Source organism: Phaeovulum sp. (genome assembly GCF_041596715.1).
Taxonomy (GTDB): domain Bacteria; phylum Pseudomonadota; class Alphaproteobacteria; order Rhodobacterales; family Rhodobacteraceae; genus UBA6213.
Map to the genome: position 1 here is coordinate 1 of NZ_JBFHIA010000212.1, position 5,311 is coordinate 5,311.

The 5,311-nt window shown below is 65.8% G+C and carries 2 protein-coding genes; both read right to left on the reverse strand.

The window, feature by feature from the left end; all coding sequences use genetic code 11:
• Positions 1–200, reverse strand: a 200-nt coding sequence (locus tag ABY403_RS12990) for a hypothetical protein (RefSeq protein WP_372841250.1), incomplete at its 3' end; no start/stop codon positions are given.
• Between the two features lie 37 nt (positions 201–237).
• Positions 238–5,286: an alpha-2-macroglobulin gene (locus ABY403_RS12995; protein ID WP_372841251.1), complete on the reverse strand. Its 5,049-nt coding sequence runs from the start codon at positions 5,284–5,286 to the stop codon at positions 238–240.
• Between the last annotated feature and the right edge of the window lie 25 nt (positions 5,287–5,311).

A 5,311-nucleotide genomic window follows, 5' to 3' on the forward strand; every position in this document is an offset into this window, starting at 1 on the left:
AGCATGGCGATGAAGCGTTCATCGACCGGGCCGGGGGCCAGCCGCCAGCGGCCATCGGATACCTGAAAGGCGCGCAGCAAGCTGCCATCGCGTGCCAGAACCTCGGTGCCGACCTCGATCGAAAGCGGTGGCAGGGCGGTGTGCGCCACCCAGTCGCGCGCGGCATCTAGTGCGGCGGCGGTGGCCCAAAGGGCTACCACCAGCGCTATTACGCCCCGTGCAGCACCGCGCAAGGCGTCAATACACCGTCACTTGCCCGGCATCTGTTTGGGCGCGCATGTCGGGGCGATACATATCTTCCACGCTGGCCGCCGGGTGGTGGTAGCTGCCGGGGCTGATAGCGCGGACGATATAGGCAAGGCGGAACGCATCGCTGCCATACCAGTCTATCGCGGCAAGAAAGCGGTCCTGCCGGAACTCGGTCATCGAGGTGCCGCCTTCGACATCAAGCCAGTCGAGCCCTGCCAGATCGCCTGCGCGCAAAAGGTTCGGGTTGTCGATCTCGAGCCCCGCGGGCAGCGGATCGGCAATCATCAAGCGTGCGGCGCTGTCGGGTTCGAACGGGGTGATGGTCAGCACGGTTACCAGCCGCGTGCCTTGCGCTACGCGATCCAGTGAAACTTCGTCACCCTCAAGCGTGAAGTAGCTGCGGCTGATCGAATAGCCCTTGCCGCCCGCCGGTTCCGGCACGCTGGGCACTCCGAAGGTGGTAAGCGTCAGCGTGGCCTGTTCCTGCGAGCCGTTGCCGATGCTGGCCGGCACAAAATCCGGGCCATCATCAAGCACGCGTACCAGCGGCCCGCTGACCGGGATGGAGTTCAGCGTAAAGCCCTCGGCGCCGGGGCGGTCGATCAGCGCGTGGGTAGCCATCAGCGCCCATGTCGCTTCTTGCGTGGAAAGCCGCTGGCCTTGCAGGCGGCTGGCCAGCGCCTGCCCGCCCGCATCTGGCGAAACGGCGCTCGACCCGGCCTCGATCGCCAAGGCCAAGACCGCTGCCTGATCGCGCAGGCGGGTGCCGTAATCCGCCCGCCAAATCGCGGTTTCGGGCGCGCGGTCCGCCATTGCGCGCGCCGCGCGCGCGAACATCGCATCGGCCCGCGTCTGTTCGCCATACGAGGCAAGTGCGGCACCCAGTTGCGCCATTGCCAGCGGGGTTGCGAAATCGTCGCCCTTCACATCGGCGTAATAGCGCAGATCACCCACCGGCACCGCGCCCTCGCGCGCCAGCACCATCAGCGCATAGGCGACATCGACACCGCCGCCATTCGATGCGGCGTCAAAATCGGCTGCGTAGTTCAACTGATTGTGCAGGTTGTCGAGCGCGTTGCGGAAGGCGGCGGCGGGCACCCCGTAGCCTTGCACCTGCGCCCGGCTGAGGAAGTCGGTCACATAGGCATCAAGCCACAGATCGCCACTGTCAGGATACCAAAGGCCAAAGGCACCCGAGGAATCTTGATTAGTCAGCACCTCGGCAATCGCGCCGCGTACGCGGGTGGCGATGTCGATGTCGGCGGCCAGCCCCATCGCCTCGGCCACCTCGCTGAAATAAAGCAGCGGCAGCGTCTTTGAGGTGATCTGTTCGGTGCAGCCGTAGGGGTAGCCGTTCAACGAGGCCAGCAGCCCCGCCGTATCAAACCGCGCCAGCGGGCCCACCGCCAGCGTTGCCCGCCCGGTTCCGGGCACAAGCCCATCGAACACGTTGCTATCCAGCGTGAAGGTCTTGCCTGCCGCAAGTTCAAAGCGCGACTGGCGCGCGATCACCGGGTCAAGCCGCTGGACCGGGATGCTGAGCACCTTTTCCAGCACCTTCCCATCGGGTGTGGTCAGCGCGATGCGCAGGGTTTGCACCCCCTCCACCTCGCCCGCCGTCACGGGAACGCTCAGCGTCATGGTGCGGCGCGGCGCAAGGTTTACTTCGGTAGGCACGGCGCCAAGTTCTAACCCGACGGCTGAAACCGCCAGTGGCATCCGCCCCGGCGCGCCCGTTGCATGGGTGATTTCCAGCAGCAACCGCGACTGATCGCCCGGTGCCATGAAGCGCGGCACGGTGGCGGTTACCACCACCGGATCGCGTACCAGCACATCGGCGCTGGCTTGCCCCACGCCCGAGGCTGACCACACCACCGCCATCAGCCGCACGGTGCCATTGAAGGCAGGCATCGCAAACTCGGTGCGTGCGTAGCCATCGGCACCCACGGTCAGCGGGCCGCTGAAATAGGCCACCAGTTCCTCGGTTGGGGGCGGGGCCTGCATCTTCAGCCCGGCATCGGAATCACCGCCCGAACGCAGCAAGCCCAAGGTGCCCGAGCGGCCATCAATCAGCCGCCCGTAAAGATCGCGCAGGCCCATGCCAAGGCGGCGCTGGCCAAAGTAATGCGCGGCCGGGTCGGGCGATTTGAACCCGGTCAGGTTCAAGATACCCAGATCGACCGCGGCAATCGTGGCCCAGGCGGTTTCACCCGCCGCTACGCCATCGACTTTCAGCGCCACCGGCAGCGGCGCGCGCGGGTCCGAGGCTTCGGCCACCTCTAGCGTTGCGCCAAGCAGGCGCGCGCCGGGGTCAACCGCCGCGTGGGCCAACCCAAGCGCGCGGGTGGGCGCGCGGTCGGGGGCTGCATTTGCAAGCGGGCGCAGCACCGAGGCGGCAACATAGGCCCCCGCGCCCCATTCATCGGCCACTGGCAGGTCGATCACGTTCTCGCCTGCCGTCACGGCCACTGTTTGCAATGAAATCAAGTGGTTGGAAAGCACTGAAACCACGGCGACGCCATCTGCCTGCGGCACCAGGCGCAGCCGCGCGGTATCGCCCGTGCGGTAGCTTTCGGCATCGAGCGAGAGCGACAGGCGATCCGGGCTTTCAACCGCGCCAGCCGGGGCATACCAGCCCGCGTAGAAGGTCATCGAAGCGGCGGCATAGCTGCCCGATGCGGATTCGATCTTGATTTCGTACTGGCCCCAATCGACGGGTGCCGCGATTTCCAGTGCGCCTGCGGCGGTCAGGGCAAGGTCACCCTCGGCCACGCGGGTGCGGTGGGTTACCGGCTCCCAGTTCCAGTAGCCGGAAAGGGAATACCACTGATAGCGGGTCTCGATGCGGTTCACGACCCAATGCACGGGCATCGCCACGGCGGTTGCCTGCGAGCCAAGCGCCACGATCTGAAACCGCGCCTCGGTGCCTTCGGCCACGGTATCGTCCGCGAACATCGGCTTGATGCCAAGGAACGGATCGGCAGGCAGCACGGTGCGGGTCACTTGCCGCTCTACCGGGCGGCCAGAGCCTTCGTAGGCGCGCATCGTGAAGGTGGCCAACATTGGTGCCATCACGTCAGTGCCGGGGTCGGGCACCACGGGGTAGAAGGTCGCATTGCCCGCAGCGTCGGTATAGGCCGCGCCGAAATAGTCGTATTGCTGGCGGAACCCGGAGTCGTAGGGGCCAAAGCGGAAACCTTCCCAGCCCGCCAATGCCTCGGCGCGGGTTAGGCGTATGTCGCCATCGAGGTTAAGATCGGCACCCGGCGCGCCGAAAAGATAGCGTGCTTCGACATTGAGCTCGGGCGAAGCGCCGACTGCCAGATTGTCTTCGGGCAAGGTCATTGAAAAGTCGATCCGCTCGGGCAGAAAGTCTTCTACCAACACCCGCTGCGAGGCGAGCGGTTGGGCGTTCACATCGGCGTAAACGTCAAGCCGCCATGTGCCGCGCGGCGCGCTGGCCGCGATTGGGAAGGCGGCCACATGCCCGCCTGCGCCCAGATCGGGGGCAAGGTTGCGCGCATATTCAACACCATCAGGGCGCACCAGTACCGCCACCAGCGGCATACCGGGCAGCGCCCGCATTGCGGCATCACGCGCCAGCATGGTGACATTGACGGTTTCGCCCGCGCGGTAGGCACCACGATCGGTTGTCAGGAAAACGTCGATCGGCGGCGCGGGGGGCATGCCCTCTACGCCACGGTCGGAAAGGTCGAACTCGGCATCGGTCAGCGACAAAAACGCCATGTCATCGCCCGAGGCAACGGTGACCAGCGCCGGTGCAGAAGACCCTTTGCCACTGGTCAAGCCGGGGGCAAAGTGGGCATAGCCCTGCACGTCGGTGCTGGTGCGCCCGAGCACGGTGTTGGCCTTGGAAATCAGCTCAACCGTAACGCCTTCGCGCGCTCCCACGTCCGAAAGCCCACGCACGACGACATGCAACCCGTCGCTGCCCGACAGGGTCGAAAGCCCGAGATCCGAGATGATGAACCACTGCGTGGCGGGCGGAAAATCCCACGGGTCCGTGCCCGGCACCGTTGCTTGCAGCGCGTAGATGCCGGGCCCGAGGGGGCCGGTAACCTCTTGAACCGGCAGGCGGGTGGTTACGTCGCGGTTGGAGACTTGTTCGACGGTGGCCGAACCTTTCCACACGGTTTCCGCCATTGTCTCGCTGAAATAGTCGAGCGCCCAATAGTCAAGCGCGCGGGCAAAGTAATCGTCGCGCATCGCCTCTACGAGGTTGCGGTCGGACACGCGCAGCAATGTCAGCTCTAGCGCTTCGGTATTGACCGTCACGACCGGAAGCCCAGCGTCGGCGGCGCGCGGCAGCACATAGGCGCGGCCTTCAAAGCGCACCGCGGGGGTGCGGTCGCGGACATAGGCGGTGATCGTGGTGTCTGCCGCAAGCTTTTCGCCGGTTGTGGCGGGTAGCCCTGCGCGGAAGGTGATTTCGTAGCGCGCGCCATGCGCGAGCCCTGCGACGCAGATCTGGTTGGCCTCGGCCTCGACCGAAAGCCCGGCTTCTGGCAGCTTTACGAAGCTTGTATAATCGACGCCCGCGCGCAGCAGATCATCGGTGAATGTCGCGCAAATACGTGGCGCGGCGCTGTCGGCCTCGACCTGATGTTCTGCGATGCGGAAGCCGTATTTTCCCATTGCATCGTCAAGCGCAGCTGCGATGTCTTCGCGCCGCGAAATGGTTGTGGCCAGACGAAGCGCGGGCACCATGTCACGGCCGCGGTCAACCCGCTCGAACGCCTGTGACATGACCAAGAGCGCCTCGGCGCGCACTCCGGCAGAGCCGGTGCGCAGATAGCCGTTGATCGCCGCCAGCAGCGCGCGTTGGGCCTGCGCGGCCTTTTGGCTATCATTACCGCCGATGGTCAGCAGCAGGCGCGCGTATTCCAGCCAGTGGTCGGGCGCATCGGTCAGGTTCAGCGCAGCACCTTGCAGCCGCATCGCCTGCGCCAGATCGCCCGCGCGCCGCGCCTCGGCTACCGCGTCGAGCAGTTGCTGATCGGACCAACCGTTGGTCAAATGCGTTTGGGCCAGATTTGATGCC